The sequence below is a fragment of the Ruegeria sp. SCSIO 43209 genome (genome assembly GCF_019904295.1).
Taxonomy (GTDB): Bacteria; Pseudomonadota; Alphaproteobacteria; order Rhodobacterales; family Rhodobacteraceae; genus Ruegeria.
Genome location: NZ_CP065359.1, coordinates 773,391 through 788,035 on the forward strand (window position 1 = coordinate 773,391; position 14,645 = coordinate 788,035).

The following is a 14,645-nucleotide window of genomic DNA, read 5'->3' on the forward strand; positions in this document are numbered from 1 at the left end:
CATTGTCTGTGTCTATGCCCAAAATTGCGGACCCCAAATAAACACTCAAATCACTTCGATCAAAACGGACACCATTCAATATAAAGACGTCATCAATCCCAAAGGTCTTGTCGGTAGACCTTGCCTTGAGGCGGGCAGGGGGCTTTCTCAGCATTTACCCAAGACAAGACCTGCTTCTTTCAAATACTATAAACACCTGTCCTGAGATCATCCGCCTTGCGGTGATGCAGTACATCCGCTTCCCGCTTTCGTTTCGGAATGTCGAAGTTCTGCTGCACGAACGAGGCATCGACGTGAGCCACGAAACTGTCCGCTATTGGTGGATCAGGTTTGGCCCGATGTTTGCCTCTGAGATCCGAAGAAAGCGGGTGCAACAACTGCGCGCATTCTCGAAATGGAAGTGGCATGTGGATGAGGTTTTGTGAAGGTTAATGGCAAGAAGCATTACCTCTGGCGGGCCGCAGATCATGAGAGCAAGGTGCTGGGAGCCGTTGTCACCAAACGCCGAAACAAAGCTGCAGCGCTGAAATTCCTCAAGACATTGATGAAGCGACACGGTAAAGCGGAAAACGTTGTCACAGATCGCTTCGCCTCATACAGAACCGCTTTCAGAGAGCTTGGTGCTGACAAAAAACAGAAAACGGGCAGGTGGCTCAACAACTGCGTCGAGAATTCGCACCTGCCTTTCCGACGACGCGAACGCGCCATGCAACGTTTCAGGCGGATGCGAAGTTTGCAGAAGCTCGCCGCCGTCAACTCCTCTGTCTACAACCACTTCAACGAGAAAGAGCGCTTGCCAGCCGAAACAGCTTCAAGCTGATACTCACCGCCGCTCTCGCCGAGTGGCGGGGTCTTTGTGACGAATGAAGGACAGCTATACTGGCCTAGCTGAGACTGGTTCGAATTCGCCTGACTGCACCGTTGCAGTTAAAAAACTGTTCCCCGGGTCGGTCGGTTGTTTTCGATATTGAACTTCATTCCGTCTAGCAATTCTTCAAGATCCGGGCGCGCAGCAGGGCCATTCGAAATGTCGACCAACATCAAACTGCCATCTGGTCGAATTCCGAATGCGCCGGGCTCTGCAAACAATGTGGTTGTCTCAGCCTCCGAAAGAGGGTCCGACACGTAGAGTCCAAGTGATCGCATCTGCGTTTCGGTCAATCCAAAGCCCAAGTTAAATGTCCAACCGAACTCTTCCTTGTCGGCCAAAGCCTTTTCTTTAGAGTCAGCAGAAACGACCACTACATCCATGACGCTGCTCCAATCAGCCAGCATGGCGTTCAATTTGTTGAGAAATCGCTTGCATCTGGGACAGTGACGCCCGCGATAGACGAAAAGCATCGTCCATCGATCTTTGGGCCGACCAATCTCTATTTCGCCACCGCAGACATCAAAAACACTGATGTGCTCGACGGGAGCATTCACTTTGGGTTTTTGCGACATGTCAGTTTCCTTTTTTCATTAAGAGAGAAACTCGAACGCAAGCTTAGCTTCAAGTGTCTGCCTTTAAACTTGAATTTACTTTATTCACCCAACCAAGCTTGGCAGTGTTAGTGAAATCGCGGGTACAAAAGTGATAAGCATTAATGCGAAGAGAATTGCCAAGTAGAAGGGCCATATTGTTCGTACGGCTTTCTCCATTGGCAATTTACCCACGGCGCAACCGACAAACAGGCACGATCCGACCGGTGGTGTGCACAATCCTAATCCCAAATTCACGAGCAAGATCATCCCGAATTGCAGCGGATCAATCCCAAGGCTGTTGGCAACGGGTAGAAAAATGGGTGTGCAGATCAGAATAAGCGCTGCCATATCCATAATCATTCCAAGCAACAACAAAACCGCATTTACCATCAGCAAGATGAGTATAGGATTTTCTGTCAACCCAGTAAGCAGATCTGCGGTTCTGTCCGGAACTCTGTAAAAGGTCAGCATGTAGGCAAACGCACCAGCGCATGCGATTAATATCATTACCATCGCCGTCGTGCGCACAGCAGAAGCGACAGCAATACAAAAGTTTTCCCACGTTATGCTTCTGTAGACGATCAGTGTGACCACGAATGCATATATGGCCCCAAACGCTCCGGACTCCGTAACGGTGAAAATACCCGACAACACACCGCCGACGATAATCACAGCCGTCAAAAGCCCTGGAATAGCACTGAAGAAGCTCACCACGAGCGCTTGCCAACCCGGGAAGGTTTCAGCTTGATAACCTCTGCGCACCGCTACAAGGTACGCCGCCACAGCAAGGCAAAGGCACATCAAAACTCCTGGAATAACGCCTGCAAGAAATAGCTTCGAGATCGATATTCCACCCCCGGCTGCGATCGCGAAAATGATCATATTGTGACTGGGTGGAATAATTATTCCGGCAATCGAGGACGTGACGGTCACGTTTACGGCGTAATCTGCATCGTAACCTTTCTCTTTCATCACAGGAACCAAGATAGATCCTAGTGCGGAAATGTCTGCGATGGCCGACCCTGAAATCCCCCCAAAAAGCATCGAAGAAAACACGTTCACAATTCCCAAGCCGCCGCGCACGGCCCCGACAGCGGCTGAAGCAAACCTGACGAGACGCATGGCTATCCCGCCGTGGAACATCAGTTCACCTGCAAAAATGAAGAACGGGATCGCCATCAACGAGAATACATTGATCCCGGAGACGATCCGCTGAAATCCGATCATCAAGGGTAAGCCTTCGAACCAAAATGCCGAAATGGCCGCTATTCCAAGCGCGAATGCTACAGGCGTTCCGATCAGAACGCAGAGGGCGAACACGCCAAGCAACAGAAGTATTCCCATCATTCGCCTCTATTCGATGCTGTCGTTGCGCTCGTCAAAACCGACATAGAGGCGGATTAGATGACCAACGGAAAAGAGTAATATGAGGCCTCCGCCAATTGTGAGAGGCAATGAACGCAAGCCTTCGGGGACTTGAATCAATGGGATTAGCGATCCCCACTTAAAGATCGTAAGTCGAGCTCCGAACCACAGCATCAAGGCGCCAAACCCAGCCATAAGCACGTCTGTGCAGATAACCAAAATGGTTCTCACACGTGGAGGAACCGCAGAACGCACGAGAGACACGGACAAGTGTGTGTTATCGTGTACACCTACTGCCGCACCGAGAAACGCAATTGTCATGACGAGAAGCAAGGCGACTTGCTCGACCCAGGTCGGCGTCGCATTCAGAACATAGCGACCAAATACTAGCCATCCGAATATGACCGTGATGACAACCAGTGCGACACCGGTCAAAACCCGGCACACGTCGGCGATCCAATCCAGGATCTGGATCATCTTGCGTACAGGTGTCGGGGGCAGGGAAGAATAACTCATTGGCTCACAACTCTTGATCAGTCGTCCGGACCCGCTTGTGCGGGACCGGACAATATCAGACCCAATGTAGCTAATTCAGTCCGTCGCCTGGATAGTCTCGACAAGCGGGCGTAAATCGGGGTTCGTAGCAAAGTAGGCTTCGTAAACCGGGCCCATAGCCGCTTGGAACGGGGCTTTGTCTGCCACTTCATTCACGACCACACCAGCTTCTTCGACGGCTGTACGGCTGGCTGCTTCGCGCTCGGCCCACAATTGCCGCTGAAGTTTTGCAGATTCCTGAGCTGCCTCTCGAACCGCGGCCTGCATCTCAGGTGACAGTGCGTTGAACGTGTCGGTATTAATGCAGATACATTCGGGTATTATCAGGTGCTGAGACAGCGAATAGAAACCTGCAACTTCGAAGTGGCCAGTTGACTCGTATGATGGCCAGTTGTTTTCGGCACCATCGACGACACCGGTTTTCAGCGCCTGATAAACTTCGGCAAACGCCATTGGCGATGGGTTGCCACCAAGCTCAGAAATCATGCCTGTAAAGAGGTCATTATTCATGACCCGAACTTTCATTCCCTCAACATCGGCAGGTGCGTTGATTGCCTTTGTTCCGTTGTAGAAGGAGCGAGCGCCAGCGTCATACCACGCAAGAGGTGTCAAGCCTTTGGCTGCCATACCTGCCGCAATTGCCTCGCCACCATCACTGTCCAAGACGCGGAACATGTGCGGGACGTCTTTGAATATAAAGGGCAACGATACAACATTGGCCTCGGCGACAATCGGGCCAATTGGGCCCAGGTTAAAGTTGCCGACTTCCAATGCGCCTGCGCGGACCTGTTCAACCGCGTCGGGCTGACTGCCCAGCGTGCCCCCATGGAACATTTGAAGGCTGATTTCACCGCCAGTTTTTTCCGTAATTAGTTCTGCGAATTTGTCCATCGCGATGGTGTTTGGGTAACCATCCACGTGGATATTCCACCCGCGCCAATCCTCTGCGAAGGATGCGCTCCCGGTAATTGCGACCACGGTCGCGGCGCTCATCAGCGTTTTAGTCAGTTTGATATTCATATTTTCCTCCCTAGAAAACAGACAGTTGACTCGATGCCCGGCGAAGGCCGGTTATGAAAAGAGCAGGCCTCCGTTGATGTCGATGTTCGCGCCCGTAATGAAAGCAGCGGCGTCTGAGGCCAGATAGGCGACCAGATTGGCGACATCCTCAGATGTGCCTTCGCGTTTAAGCGGCGTGGCGCCGGCCACGTTGGTCCGCACTTCGCTTTTTGTGAAGACATTGTGAAAATCGGTGTCGATCATGCCCGGGCAAACCGAATTTACCCGGATGTCCGGCCCCAGTTCTTTGGCCAATCCACGCGTCATCGTCATGACCGCACCCTTCGAGGCCGCATAGGCGACCGCGCCTGGGCCACCCCCGTCACGCCCCGCCTGACTCGCAAACCCGACGATCGCGCCGCCTTTTTTCATATGCGGCAACACGGCCTGAACAGCGCGGGCAAAAGAAGTGGTGTTCAGGTCCATGACATGGCACCAATGCTCCATATCCATCTCAGACAGGGTCTTCCGGGCCAGCAATCCGCCGGTCACGTGGGCAAGAATGTCGATCCGAGGTCCGAATGTCGCAATAGTCTCCGAGATCAGCCTTTCCACATCCGCACCGGAGGTCATGTCGCCCTGTATGGCAATCGCCTTACCTCCGGCAGCCGTTATTTCCTGAACCGCCGATTCCGCACCCAAAGATGAGCTGTGATAGTTGATCGCGATCGACGCTCCAGCCTTGGCCAGTTTCATGACGCAGGCGCGGCCAATGTCCCGTCCGCCGCCGGTTACGATCGCAACCTTCCCTGCCAGTTCCATGTTCGGGCCAATCTGTTCAGCGTTCAATTCGGTCATTTTCTTGCCCCCTTGGCTCCCCGGTCATCCAGTCAGTGCGCCCGTTTTGGTCTTTGAGCCTTAACGAGCATTCAGCCGTGTTGCCTATTGTAGTCGACTAGGATACTAGTATTGTCAACAAATTTGTTTGGGAGCCACAAAAGGCTTCGCACGGCCCGTGCTAAATGGATTGGCTGGAGATACATTGAGGAGTATCGGAGGGAGAGGCCTAGTGGCCCAGAATGCCGCCGGTGTTGGTCACGCGCAGAAAAAGGCAGGAAATGCAAAGTATTACGGATAAAATCGAGCGGCGCACAACCACTGACATCGTATATGAGAGTTTGTACGAGGCGATCGTTTCACTGGAAATTCTGCCGGGAACAAAACTGTCCGAAGCAGATATTGCAAAAAAGTTCGAAGTGTCGAGGCAGCCGGTCCGCGATGCTTTCAACAGGCTTGAGGCGCAGGATTTGCTGCTGATCCGACCACAGAAAGCCACGCGGGTACGTAGTTTTTCTATGGAACGGATCGGTCATGCGCGCTTTGTTCGCCTCTCGGTCGAGTTGGAAGTGGTGCGCGCTGCATGCCGGAACTGGAAGCCCGAATATTCGAAGCTGCTGGAGGACAATCTCAAGCAGCAGAAAGACGTCGTTTCAAGGAACGAAGCCGAGAAGTTCCATCAGCTCGACTATGACTTTCACCGGCTGATTTGTGAGTTGAGCGGCAACCCGCTGGCCTTCAACACGATTCAGGAATGCAAAAGAAAGATCGACCGCCTTTGCGTTCTAAGCCTTGGGCGCGAGAGCGAGGCCGACATTCTAGTTCGGGATCATGTTGAGCTGGCAAAAGCGCTAGCAGACCGCGACGAGGCGACTGCGACCGAGACGATACGCCGTCATTTGGGCCGCATCGACAAGACCATCGAGGAGGTTCACTCGAAACATGCCGAGTATTTCGAGTGAATTGAACGCCGCCAACTGACTAAGGACCTCGCATTATGACCAAGAGCTATCCGATTGTATCACCTGCCACAGGTGTCACGCGCCAGGTTTTGGCGGATAATGAAGACCTCATGATGGTTTCATTCCGGTTTGAAGAAGGTGCCAAAGGCGTGTTGCACGACCATCCGCATGTGCAGTCGACATTTGTGCGGTCCGGGCGGTTCAACTTTGTCATCGGAGATCAGGAGCGAGCGTTGGTGCCCGGTGACAGCCTGATCATTCCGTCCGGTGTAAGCCATGGTTGTGTTTGCCTGGCTGCCGGAGAGTTGATCGACTGCTTCACGCCCAGGCGGGACGATTTTCTGTAAGGCGTTTTCCGTCCGCGCCATGACCTTTGGCCACGTTCTGCGCATTGAGGCAGGGTAGTCTATTTTCGGTGGGTCGGGCAGGGCGACGCCATATTCTGCGTTAGAAATAGGATCAATGACGGGCGACGCCGCAGCTCAGGTTAGGAATTGCGTATCTCGCGGGCTGATCCGATGCCGAGGATCAGGTCGGCGCATCGTTCGCCCAGCATCATGGCAGGTGCGTTTGTATTGCCGGCGTTGATGTCGGGCACGGCTGACATGTCGCACACCCGCAAGCTCTCGATTCCGCGCACGCGCATCCTGGCGTCCAGCACGGCCATTCCGTCGCCGTCCCGGCCCATTTTGGCAGTGCCCGCCGGGTGATAGTTGGTTTTTACGAATCGCTTGCAATGTGCTCGTAGCGTCTGGTCGTCGTCCGCTGTGGGAATGACGATTTCGCGAACCCTTTGAGCAAGCGGGCCCGACGTGAATGCCCGGCGAAAGAACCGCTGCCCCCGGATCATCTCTTGCATGTCGTCTTCATGCTTCAGAAGGTTTGGCGAGACCACTGGCATGGCGTGAGGATCGGCCGAGCGAAGCCGGACCTCTCCGCGTGATTTCGGTTTGACCACGACGGTCGTAACGGTCAGGCCAAAGTCATCCTGCACCTCGTCCAGAGCGTCGCGATCCAGATAAACAATTGGCACGCAAAAAGCTTGAATGGTTGGTTCTCCATCAGGAATCAACGGATTGACAAACGCGCCGGCTTCGACTCCGGCGGAAGTCACCGGTCCGCTGCCGAACAGTTTGAACTGGATGCCGTTGCGAAGCATCCGCCAGCCCTCACCTTGTTTGAAGTATCCGTAGGGACCGTTGGCAAAGGCGGTAATTGGAACTTCGGGATGGTCGATCAGGTTCTGGCCAACCCCAGGCAATGGGCAGATCACGGGAATACCGTGATCGGCAAGATGTGCATCAGGTCCGATGCCTGATAGCATTAGGATTTTTGGCGTCACCAGAGCGCCCGCCGCAACGACAACTTCACCATCGCACCGGACCGTGTGGGCTCCGCGTTTGTCTCGATACTGCACGCCGACGGCCTTATCGTTTTCGATGATGACTTTGCTGACCGTTGCGCCAAGCTGGATGGTCAAGTTCGGGTTCGTCTCGAGAGGGGCGAGAAAAGCATAGGCAGACGAACTGCGCTTACCGGCGCGATTGGTGAACTGATAGAACCCGACACCGCGCTGCGTTGCGCCGTTAAAGTCCGTGTTGAATGGTTCGCCAAGGGCCTGCACCGACTGAACAAACCAACGTGACATGTCGTCGATATGCCCCGGATCCGAGACCTGCACCGGACCGTTGCTGCCATGCAGGTCATTGTGAAGCCTGTTATTGTCTTCCATTCTACGGAAGTAGGGCAGCACATCATCCCATCCCCAGCCGACCCCGTCGTTGGTCTGTCGTAGCAGGTCGTCCCACGCGTCATAATCAGAAGGGCGGCCGCGCATATAGACCTGGGCATTCACAGACGACCCGCCACCAAGCACGTTGGCCTGCGGAATGTCATGCACGCGACCGTCCAGGTGGTCCTGCGGTTCGGTCTGGTGGTAGGTCATGAACTTGGACCCGTTGATCATCTTGAAGATACCCGGCGGCATGTCCAGCAACGGATGGCGGTGCGAATGCCCGGCCTCCAGCACCAGAACCCTGCACTTGCCCTGGTTGACCAGTCGCGCTGCAGCGGCTGCGCCGGCAGAGCCGCCGCCGATGACGATATGATCGAAGGTTTCCGTCATGAGTTCGCCTTCAGGCCCGGCGTTTGGGTTCGCTGATCGAGTCGCGCTCCACCAGTTCGCATTCAAGCTTCACGAGAGGGTGTCGCTGACCATCCGTCGGACCGTGGAACAACTGTTCGATGACCCAGCGTCCCATCGCCCTAGTTGGAAGGATCATCGAGGTCAGGGGGGGCGACAGGTGTCGCGCGGTTTCGTCATCGTCAAATCCGATGACCGAGATGTCTTCGGGGATGGATAGGCCAAGTTCCTTGAGCGCCTCATAGCAGCCGATCGCCATTCGGTCATTCTGACAGAAAATGGCGGTTGGCGGAGAGGGCAGGTCCATCAATTCGCGCGTGGCAGCATAGCCTGCGCTGGGCAGCCAGTTGCCCTCGATGACCAAATCCTCGTCAAATGGGATGTCGGCGGAAGCAAGGGCGTTTCTGTACCCGGTCGTTCGCCCTGCGGCGCATTCCATGAACGGCTCACCGGTGATGGTGGCGATTCGTTTGTGCCCCGCCTTGATCAGGGCGTTGGTCGCCGTATGTCCAGCAGCGACTTCGCCGGGGATCACCGCAGGAAAAGAGAGGTCGTCGCAAAAGCAGTTCAGCAGCAGAACCGGGGTTGCGGTCTGCCTGAGTATTTCCGGAACGACCACCCGCCGGGTGAAAACGGTTGCGTAAATGATGCCCGCAACCTGTTGGTCGAGGAAATACCTAAGCGTTCTGGGTTCGACCTCGGGGTCGTTTTGGGTTTCTGCCAGCAATACAAGATTTCCCGTGTCCCGAACGGCCTGTTTCACGCCATTAAACGCGTTTACCATTTCGGGGCTCGACGCCAGATCGTCCACGACAAAAGCGATGGTGCCGTCTAACGCCGAGGGTCGAGGCGCGCTGTCCTGGGGTTTCCTGAGTTGAGAGGGCATGGCGTATCCAAGCGTGTTGGCGGCATCCAGGACTCTTTGCTTTGTGTCCTCGGAGATTTTGACGGAATCGTTCTTGTTTAGAACCAGCGATACTGTCGTCTGTGAGCATCCGGCGACGCGTGCAATATCATGCATCGTTATGCGCTGCCGGCCCGCGACTCGTCCCACGCCCCTGTGCTGCCCGGTCTTGTTCGCTTGATCGTTCATTGCTCAACCTTTTTGTTCGCTTCCTTTTTATCGACTATGCGGAGGACACGCAACTAATATTAGTGAATAGTAATTAATATTAGTGTTGACGAAATAATATTATTAGTGTTTTGATCGGCAGTGCGGTCGCCAATGTGGTCTGACCGAGCAAACGCGGGAGGCGAAATTGCGGTCTGTGGTGGGGGAGTTGGGTCAGGTGGTTCGGCATTCGATGTTCATCGATGGCCGCTTTACCGACTCTGACGCGGACACGGTTGGTGTCGAGAACCCTGCAAATGAAGAGATCGTTGCGCAAGTTCCAGATGGCGGTGCCGCTCATGCGGATGCGGCCGTCGAGGCGGCCCATCGTGCTTTTGGCTCGTGGTCCTCGCGCCCGGCGATCGAGCGGGCGCGACTGGTTCAGCGGTTGGCCGAAGCCATCCGGATTGACGCCGGGCGTCTGGCCGCTCTGATCACGGTCGAGCAGGGCAAGCCGATCACGCAGGCCCGAAGTGAAGTTGATGCCGCTGTTACCTTTCTTTGCCATGCGGCTGAGGAGGCCCGGAGGATTTCAGGTGACATAGTGGCATCGGACAACAAGTCCGAGGAAATCCAGATCCGGCGTCATCCTTATGGCGTTGTTGTTGCGTTGACGGCCTGGAACTATCCGTTGGCATTGGCCGCCAGGAAAGTCGGGCCTGCGCTGGTCGCGGGCAATACTGTTGTTCTGTTGGGGCACGAAATCACGCCGCTGTCCGGTCTCGCGATCGCCGAGCTTGCCGAAAAGGTCGGGTTTCCGCCCGGTGTTCTGAATGTTCTGACAGGCAAGGGGCCGGTGGTAGGGCAGCGGTTGGTCGAACACCCCGATACCTCACTGATCACAATGACCGGCAGCACACGAGCCGGTAAAGAGATTTTTCGCGCCGCGGCCGACCGGATCAAGGTTGTTCGGCTCGAGCTTGGCGGTAAGGCTCCGTTCATCGTGATGGAGGATGCGGATATTGACGCTGCTGTTTCGGCCGCCATTTCCGCCCGGTTTGCCAATTGCGGCCAGATTTGCACCTGCAACGAGCGTATGTATCTGCATCGCGGTATTGCGGATCAGTTCTTGGAAAAATTCGTGACAGCAGCCCGCGCATTGTCGATCGGAGATCCGATGGAGGACTGCGATCTGGGTCCCAAAGTCAGCAAGGCCGAGGTGTCCAAGGTCGACGAAATCATTAAGCGCAGCATCACGGAAGGTGCCACGGTCCATCTGGAAGGCGGGCCCCTGTTGGACAGCGCGCACCGCAAAGGACACTGGATGTCCCCGACGGTTCTCGAGGTCTCCAACAACGGCAATGCCGCGATGCAAGAGGAGGTATTTGGCCCTGTGGCGACAGCCATGCGAGTCGATGATTTTGATCAGGCGATAGACGTAGCGAATGACACATCATTCGGGCTGTCTGCCTATCTCTTTACGGCATCGCACCGGCGATTGATGGAGGCCCCGAGCCGTTTGAAGTTCGGCGAATTGTACCTGAACCGCTCCAATGGTGAGGCCGTACAGGGATTTCACACCGGTTGGGGTTTATCCGGGGTTGGGGGCGAAGACGGCGCATATGGCTTCGATGGCTATCTGAGGAAACAGACGACTTACATGAATTGGGCATGACCTAAAACTCGCGGTCAAAACGGAGGCGACCGCACCAATGGAGGAGGAATAACCATGAAACGCAGAACTCTTTTGATCTCGACGGTTGTCGCGGGTGCGCTGTTGGGCACGACTGCGATAGCGCAGGATCTGCCACCGCTTGAGCAGAAAGATCGCTACAAGGTCGGCTTTGCGCAGATGGAGTCGAACAATCCGTGGCGCATTGCCGAGACAAAATCATTCCATGATACGGCCGAGGCCTGCGGCTGGGACCTTATCGCGACGGATGCAGCCGGATCTGCGGCAAAGCAGGTTGCGGATGTGGACAGCATGATCGCCCAAGGCATCGACGTTCTGTTCCTGCCCCCGCGGGAAGAAAAGCCGTTGATCCCAGCCGTTATGAAGGCCCGTGCAGCGGGAATCCCGACCTTTTTGGTGGACCGCTCGGTTGATCCGGCCGTTGCCAAGCCGGGCGAGCATTTTGTGGCGTTCCTTGGGTCGGATTTCATTGATCAAGGCAACCGGGCCGCACAGTGGCTGATGGAGAATTTCGACGGCGACAATGGCGTCATCGTCCAGTTGGAGGGCACGACTGGTTCTTCACCTGCAAATGACCGCAAAAAAGGTTTCGACGACGCGATTGCAGCGGATGACCGCTTTGAGATCGTGGCTTCTCAGACCGGTGACTTTGCGCGCGACCTGGGTCGTCAGGTGATGGAAACCCTGCTGCAGGCGCACCCCGATGTGAACGTGGTCTACGCCCACAATGACGAGATGGCGATCGGTGCGATCCAGGCTCTGGAACTGGCCGGCCGCAAGCCCGGCGAGGACGTGACCATCGTTTCGATCGACGGGACACGCGATGCACTTCAGGCTATTATCGATGGCAAGATGGGGGTGACGGTGGAAAGCTCGCCCTTCTTCGGCCCTCTGGCTTGTGAAGTCATGAATAAATACGCAGCTGGCGAGACGATCCCGGAATGGGTGAAAGTCGAAGATCGCATCTTTACCAAGGACAATGCGGCCGATCACATCGACGAAGCCTATTGATTCTCCCTGGTGGGTGGTGCTGGCCTGTGGTCGGCGCCGCCTGCAAGCAATCGGAGGAAGACATCTCATGAATGCGCTCGTCTCGATGTCGGGAATTGAAAAGTCCTTTGCCGGCGTGCCGGCACTTAGCCAGGCCAACCTGGAAATCGCGCCCGGCGAGGTTCATGCGCTGATCGGCCAGAACGGTGCTGGCAAATCGACGATGATCAAGGTTCTGACCGGAGTTTACGATCGGGATGCCGGCGACGTTCATCTGGCGGGTGTGCCGAGCCGCATCTCCACTCCGCGCGAAGCGCAGGAATCCGGAATTGCCACAATCTATCAAGAGCTCAACCTGGTACCGCTGCGGTCAGTGACCGAGAACATCATCATGGGGTACGAGCCCAAACGTCTCGGCTTTCTGGTCGACTGGCGCGAGGGCAACAGGCGCGCACGCGAGGTGCTTACGCGCTTTGGCATAGATATCGACGTGACCGAGCCGTTAGGAAATTTCTCGACAGCGATCCAACAGTTGGTTGCAATTGCGCGGGCTGTATCGCTGGATGCGAAACTTGTCATCATGGATGAACCTACGTCGTCGCTGGATGCCAGCGAAGTCGAGGTGCTGTTCGGTGTTGTGCGCGAGTTGAAGAAACAGGGCGTGTCTGTTCTTTATGTTTCGCATTTCCTCGATGAGCTGTTCCAAATATGCGATCGAGTCACAACGATGCGAGATGGGCGCACCGTCAGCAGGCGTAACGTCCAGGACACGACCAAACTGGAAATGATCGCGGACATGCTGGGCCGCAACAAGGATGAGATCGCGGCAGACGGTTTGACGGACTTCGCAGGTGCCAAGGCCAAGAAAGGCGATATCGTTTTACGGGCGGACTCTGTTTCAACAGGCCCGCGGCTGACGCATTTCGACCTCACGCTCCACCGTGGGGAAATCGTCGGGTTGGGCGGATTGCTGGGCTCTGGCCGGACCGAGGCGGCGCGCGCTTTGTTCGGAGTGGACGGGAAACGCAGCGGCGCAATCGAGTTGCATGGCACGGTCGGTCAACCGTCCGGACCGGGTGACGCGATCGCGAACGGCGTCGGCTTTCTGACCGAAGATCGCAAGGCCGAAGGGATCATTCCAGACATGTCCGTGCGCGAGAACATGACGCTGGCCCTGCTGCCGAAACTGGCCAGCCGTGGTCAGATCGACTTTGCCCGCGAGCGCGAAATCGTTCAGGCGTTCATCGACGATCTGGGCATCAAGGCAGCGCATATGGACCAGCCCATTCGCGAGTTGTCCGGCGGCAACCAGCAAAAGGTGTTGCTTGCCCGCTGGTTGGCGACGCAGCCCGACATCCTGATACTCGACGAGCCGACCCGAGGCGTGGATGTTGGCGCCAAGCGAGAGATCCAATCGTTCATTCGGTCTTATGTCGAGAAGGGGTTTGGCGTCGTCCTCATCAGTTCGGAATTCGAAGAGCTGGTGGAAGGCGCCGATCGCATCGTGGTCATGCACGAGGGACGCTCGGTCAAGGAACTGACCAACCCCGGGGTCACCGAGAACATACTGGTGCGCGCGCTTGCGCATCATGAAGAAGGAACTGGTTCATGGACCGCGCAATGAAGTTGCCGCAACGTGTCGCATCAATGCCCTTTCGCTTTCACGGCGGCATCGCCGCGTTGGTCGCACTATTAGTGTTCAACGCGTTTTTCACACCTAATTTCCTGCAACTGCAAACCCTGTTCGTAAATATCAGCCAGGTCGCTACGATCGCCATCGTGGCCATGGGGATGACGCTGGTAATCGCCACGGGTGGGATCGATCTGTCGGTTGGGGCGGTCATGGCGCTGGCGGGGGCGCTTGCTCCGCTGATCTTTCTGTCGGATCTGGGCGCTGCCAATCCGATGCTAGGCGTCACTTTGGCCATTGTCCTGCCGCTGTTCATTGCGGGGCTATGCGGGGTATTCAACGGCGTGATGGTTGCCGTTTTGAACGTGCAGCCCATCGTTGCGACGCTCATTCTCTTCATCTCTGGTCGCGGTATTGCCCAAGTCTTGACGAACGGGAACCTGCAGACGTTTTCAAACCCTTCATTCAGTTATCTTGGAACTGGTAAAGTGCTTGGATTGCCGTTCCAGGGCTGGCTGGCGCTGGCCATTGCCTGTGTGCTGTTTTGGGTGATCACCAGAACCACATGGGGCCGTTACTTGCTGGCCATAGGGGGCAATGAACGCGCGGCCTATCTGTCGGGTGGTCCCGTCCGACGGGTCAAGATCGGGGCCTATGTCATCTGCGCGGTGCTTGCGGGCCTAGCCGGTTTGATCGTGGTTGCAATCAACTCGGCCTCGGACGCCGCGCGCAACGGCAATCTGATGGAGCTTGATGCCATCGCGGCCGCGGTTGTTGGCGGGGCTCTTTTGCAAGGCGGGCGAGCGCCGATCTTTGGTGCCATACTGGGTGCCGTCATCATCCAGTTGGTCAAATATACATTGTTGGCCAACGGGGTAGAGGACGAAGTTGCACTGATCGCCAAGGCCGTCATCATTATCCTGGCCGTTTGGGTCCAGCAGTTTCGGAGGGCTTAA

Annotated in this window: 13 protein-coding genes and 1 pseudogene; 7 read left to right on the forward strand and 7 right to left on the reverse strand. The window is 55.9% G+C overall.

What is annotated here, in order from left to right:
• Positions 1–163: 163 nt before the first annotated feature.
• Positions 164–867, forward strand: a pseudogene (locus I5192_RS03955) (IS6 family transposase); the annotation flags it as partial.
• A gap of 60 nt (positions 868–927) precedes the next feature.
• On the opposite strand, the gene I5192_RS03960 reads toward I5192_RS03955, so the two are convergent.
• The 5 genes from I5192_RS03960 to I5192_RS03980 form a co-directional block, all read right to left on the reverse strand.
• Positions 928–1,443 carry a redoxin domain-containing protein gene (locus I5192_RS03960; protein ID WP_223117806.1) on the reverse strand — a complete coding sequence of 172 codons (516 nt, stop codon included), beginning with the start codon at positions 1,441–1,443 and terminating at the stop codon, positions 928–930.
• 84 nt (positions 1,444–1,527) lie between these two features.
• A complete protein-coding gene (locus I5192_RS03965; protein WP_223118258.1) occupies positions 1,528–2,808 on the reverse strand; it encodes a TRAP transporter large permease in 1,281 nt (426 codons plus the stop codon).
• A 9-nt stretch (positions 2,809–2,817) separates the two neighbouring features.
• Positions 2,818–3,306: a TRAP transporter small permease gene (locus tag I5192_RS03970; RefSeq protein WP_255612037.1), complete on the reverse strand. Its 489-nt coding sequence runs from the start codon at positions 3,304–3,306 to the stop codon at positions 2,818–2,820.
• A 114-nt stretch (positions 3,307–3,420) separates the two neighbouring features.
• The gene (locus I5192_RS03975; protein ID WP_170565640.1) at positions 3,421–4,404 is read right to left on the reverse strand and encodes a TRAP transporter substrate-binding protein; all 984 of its coding nucleotides are present in this window, start codon (positions 4,402–4,404) and stop codon (positions 3,421–3,423) included.
• A gap of 51 nt (positions 4,405–4,455) precedes the next feature.
• Positions 4,456–5,241, reverse strand: a complete 786-nt coding sequence (locus I5192_RS03980) for an SDR family NAD(P)-dependent oxidoreductase (RefSeq protein ID WP_255612038.1) — start codon at positions 5,239–5,241, stop codon at positions 4,456–4,458.
• Between the two features lie 260 nt (positions 5,242–5,501).
• Here I5192_RS03980 and I5192_RS03985 point away from each other — a divergent pair, with 260 nt between their 5' ends.
• Complete coding sequence (locus I5192_RS03985) at positions 5,502–6,182, forward strand: GntR family transcriptional regulator (protein WP_170734665.1); 681 nt, start codon at positions 5,502–5,504, stop codon at positions 6,180–6,182.
• A gap of 35 nt (positions 6,183–6,217) precedes the next feature.
• Positions 6,218–6,529, forward strand: coding sequence for a cupin domain-containing protein (locus tag I5192_RS03990; RefSeq protein ID WP_223117808.1), 312 nt, complete (start codon positions 6,218–6,220; stop codon positions 6,527–6,529).
• Between the two features lie 140 nt (positions 6,530–6,669).
• On the opposite strand, the gene I5192_RS03995 is transcribed toward I5192_RS03990, so the two are convergent.
• Positions 6,670–8,307, reverse strand: a complete 1,638-nt coding sequence (locus I5192_RS03995) for a GMC family oxidoreductase (RefSeq protein ID WP_223117809.1) — start codon at positions 8,305–8,307, stop codon at positions 6,670–6,672.
• Positions 8,308–8,317: 10 nt separating this feature from the next.
• A complete protein-coding gene (locus I5192_RS04000; protein WP_255612039.1) occupies positions 8,318–9,418 on the reverse strand; it encodes a LacI family DNA-binding transcriptional regulator in 1,101 nt (366 codons plus the stop codon).
• Positions 9,419–9,593: 175 nt separating this feature from the next.
• On the opposite strand from I5192_RS04000, the gene I5192_RS04005 reads away from it, so the two are divergent.
• From I5192_RS04005 to I5192_RS04020, 4 genes are all read left to right on the forward strand, one after another.
• Positions 9,594–11,051, forward strand: coding sequence for an aldehyde dehydrogenase family protein (locus I5192_RS04005; RefSeq protein ID WP_255612135.1), 1,458 nt, complete (start codon positions 9,594–9,596; stop codon positions 11,049–11,051).
• Positions 11,052–11,105: 54 nt separating this feature from the next.
• Complete coding sequence (locus tag I5192_RS04010) at positions 11,106–12,080, forward strand: ABC transporter substrate-binding protein (protein ID WP_170635328.1); 975 nt, start codon at positions 11,106–11,108, stop codon at positions 12,078–12,080.
• Positions 12,081–12,147: 67 nt separating this feature from the next.
• Entirely contained in the window at positions 12,148–13,683 is a 1,536-nt protein-coding gene (locus tag I5192_RS04015; RefSeq protein WP_255612040.1) for a sugar ABC transporter ATP-binding protein, read from the forward strand.
• A complete protein-coding gene (locus tag I5192_RS04020) occupies positions 13,668–14,645 on the forward strand; it encodes an ABC transporter permease (protein ID WP_170512694.1) in 978 nt (325 codons plus the stop codon). Before I5192_RS04015 ends, I5192_RS04020 begins: the two co-directional genes overlap by 16 nt.

Coding starts and splice junctions, on each gene's coding strand:
- I5192_RS03960 (WP_223117806.1), bottom strand. CDS start 1,443: ATGTCGCAAAAACCCAAAGTGAATGCTCCCGTCGAGCACATCAGTGTT.
- I5192_RS03965 (WP_223118258.1), bottom strand. CDS start 2,808: ATGGGAATACTTCTGTTGCTTGGCGTGTTCGCCCTCTGCGTTCTGATC.
- I5192_RS03970 (WP_255612037.1), bottom strand. CDS start 3,306: ATGATCCAGATCCTGGATTGGATCGCCGACGTGTGCCGGGTTTTGACC.
- I5192_RS03975 (WP_170565640.1), bottom strand. CDS start 4,404: ATGAATATCAAACTGACTAAAACGCTGATGAGCGCCGCGACCGTGGTC.
- I5192_RS03980 (WP_255612038.1), bottom strand. CDS start 5,241: ATGACCGAATTGAACGCTGAACAGATTGGCCCGAACATGGAACTGGCA.
- I5192_RS03985 (WP_170734665.1), top strand. CDS start 5,502: ATGCAAAGTATTACGGATAAAATCGAGCGGCGCACAACCACTGACATC.
- I5192_RS03990 (WP_223117808.1), top strand. CDS start 6,218: ATGACCAAGAGCTATCCGATTGTATCACCTGCCACAGGTGTCACGCGC.
- I5192_RS03995 (WP_223117809.1), bottom strand. CDS start 8,307: ATGACGGAAACCTTCGATCATATCGTCATCGGCGGCGGCTCTGCCGGC.
- I5192_RS04000 (WP_255612039.1), bottom strand. CDS start 9,418: ATGAACGATCAAGCGAACAAGACCGGGCAGCACAGGGGCGTGGGACGA.
- I5192_RS04010 (WP_170635328.1), top strand. CDS start 11,106: ATGAAACGCAGAACTCTTTTGATCTCGACGGTTGTCGCGGGTGCGCTG.
- I5192_RS04015 (WP_255612040.1), top strand. CDS start 12,148: ATGAATGCGCTCGTCTCGATGTCGGGAATTGAAAAGTCCTTTGCCGGC.
- I5192_RS04020 (WP_170512694.1), top strand. CDS start 13,668: ATGGACCGCGCAATGAAGTTGCCGCAACGTGTCGCATCAATGCCCTTT.